The organism is Arthrobacter sp. Hiyo1 (assembly GCF_001263615.2).
GTDB lineage: Bacteria > Actinomycetota > Actinomycetes > Actinomycetales > Micrococcaceae > Arthrobacter.
In genome coordinates this window covers 242133-244702 of the sequence record NZ_DF952471.1, presented here as the reverse complement: position 1 = coordinate 244702, position 2570 = coordinate 242133, and the positions used below count along the sequence as shown (strand labels likewise).

Below are 2570 nucleotides of genomic sequence, written 5' to 3'. Positions count from 1 at the left end.
TACCGACCGATCGAAACGCAGCTGGTGCTCGAGGCCCGCGCCAAGGGTTGCCGCGTTCTCGACGGCGGTCGCATGGCCGTGGGGCAGGCCGCCGACGCTTTTCGCATCTTCACCGGCCGCGATGCCGATCCAGAACGGATGCGGGCGCATTTCCTGGAGCTTGTGGGCGCCGAGGTATCCAGGGCCGAAGAGTCCAAGGCCGACAAGGCGCTCGCCGGGGCGGGGCACTGATGCGCACGGGAATCGCCACCGTCTGCCTCTCCGGTACGCTCAAGGAAAAGATGCAGGCCTGCGCTATCGCGGGCTTCGATGGCATCGAGATCTTCGAACAGGACCTCGTCACCTCCCCGCTTAGCCCGGAGGACGTGCGGAAAATGGCCGCTGACCTGGGACTCGGACTGGACCTCTACCAGCCGTTCCGCGACTTTGACAGTGTCTCCGAAGACATCCTGCAGGAAAACCTGCGCCGGGCGGATGCCAAGTTCAAGCTCATGTCCCGCCTCGGAATGGACACCATCCTGGTGTGCACCAACGTGGGAACCGCCACGATCGACGACGACAGCCTCCGGGCCGAGCAGCTATCCCGGCTGGCGGAATTGGCCGGGAACCACGGCGTCAAAGTGGCGTACGAGGCCCTGGCCTGGGGCAAGTATGTCAACGACTACGAGCACGCGCACCGCTTGGTGGACACCGTGGACCACCCCAACCTGGGCACCTGCCTCGACTCCTTCCACATCCTTTCCCGCGACTGGGACACCGCACCCATCGAGGCCATCAAGCCTGAGAAGATCTTCTTCGTCCAGGTGGCCGACGCCCCGAAACTCTCCATGGATGTCCTGTCCTGGAGCCGCCATTACCGCGTGTTCCCGGGCGAAGGACAATTTGAACTGGCCAAGTTCATGGGCCACGTGGCACGCGCGGGCTATTCCGGCCCGGTCTCGCTGGAGGTCTTCAACGACGTCTTCCGCCAGTCCGATGTGGAGCGCACGGCCGTCGACGCGATGCGCTCGCTGATCTGGCTTGAGGAACAAAGCGCCAAATGGCTCGACGCGAAAGCGGCATCCCTTGCGGCGGAAGGCGTCTCTGGTGACTCGCCCGCCAACGCAGCCGGCCGCCGTCGTTATCCCATGGAACTGGCCACGCTGCCCAAGGTCGCCGAACCGGCCGGGTTCAACTTCGCAGAAGTCAAAACCGATGAGCCCGCACAGCTCGAAACCCTTCTGGGCCAACTCGGCTTCGAATTCGACGGCCGGCACCGGACCAAGGACGTGCAGTTGTGGTCCATGGGCCACGCCCGCGTCATCATCAACGAACAAGCGCCGTCGCACAGTGAACCCGCCATCGCGGCGTTGGGGTTCGACGTCGACTCTCCGGTGATTGCCTCGGCTCGCGCCCAGCAGCTCAAGGCTCCCGTGGTGCCACGCAAGGTGCAGGCGGACGAGGAAGTGTTCCAAGGCATCGCCGCCCCGGACTCCACCGAGATCTTCCTGTGCCAGGGCAGCCCGGACGGGACGGCGGCATGGACCAGCGAATTTAGGCAGACCCATGAATTCGGCGAAGGCCTCGAGCACCTATAGCGGGAGCGCAAGCGGTGATCGACCACGTGAATTTGGCCCAGCGTGGCAGCATTTCGACGAGGCCGTCCTTTTCTACACGAGTGCCCTCGCGCTGGAACCTCAACCGTTCGCCGAAGTGCCGAGTCCCAGCGGCCTGGTGCGCTCGCAGGTCATGGTGACGTCCAACCGTGCCGTGCGCCTGGTGCTGAACCTGGCTCCGATGCTTCAGCAGGAGCCCGGCCAGAAGGGCAACGGCGCCCGCAAGAGCTACCAGGAACACATCGCCTTCGCGGTGGATGACCTCGTGGCCACGGCCCGGGCGGCGCAGGCACGGGGGCTCGACTTCCTCCGGATACCGGCCAACTACTACGAGGACCTGGATGCGCGGTTCGCCTTGGATCCTGCCTTCCTGGCCACCCTCAAGGAATTGAACCTTCTCTACGACAGGGACGCCAACGGTGAATTCCTCCACTTCTACACCGCCACGGTGGGCAGCGTGTTCTTCGAAATGGTGGAACGCCGCGGCAATTACGACGGCTACGGCGCCCCCAACGCCCCCGTGCGGCACGCCGTCCAGTACGACTCGCTTCACGCCCACCACTAACCAGAAGCAACGAAAGAAACCACCCGAAAGGAGCCGGCCGTGCTGCTAGACGCAAATGCCGGGCACTACCAAGACGACGAGCTCGTACCGGCGGCCGAACCGCATGCCGGGCACGCGCCGTTGGACGCCGCAGCCGAAACCCAAGCGGATCTCAGCGCCGAGATCAAGGCCATCGGCGAAGCGTACGCCCAGGCGCTCAAGAACGGTGCCGCGCCGGAGACCCAGCCCCGCCTGGACTTTGCGCCGTACCGCAGCAGCATCCTGCGCCACCCCACCAAGAGCCTGCACCACGCGGACCCGGAGACTATCGAGCTGTACTCGCCGGCATTCGGGCACCAGGACGTGCATGCGTTGGAATCGGACCTCACCATCCAGCACAACGGTGAACCCCAGGGCGAGCGGATCATCGT

General features: G+C 64.9%; 3 pseudogenes. All 3 read left to right on the top strand.

The window, feature by feature from the left end:
• Positions 1–231 (top strand): annotated as a pseudogene (locus AHiyo1_RS12680) (shikimate dehydrogenase); the annotation flags it as partial.
• Positions 231–2160, top strand: a pseudogene (locus tag AHiyo1_RS12675) (bifunctional sugar phosphate isomerase/epimerase/4-hydroxyphenylpyruvate dioxygenase family protein). The pseudogenes AHiyo1_RS12680 and AHiyo1_RS12675, both read left to right, overlap by 1 nt.
• 42 nt (positions 2161–2202) lie before the next feature.
• A pseudogene (locus tag AHiyo1_RS12670) lies at positions 2203–2570 on the top strand (protocatechuate 3,4-dioxygenase subunit beta); the annotation flags it as partial.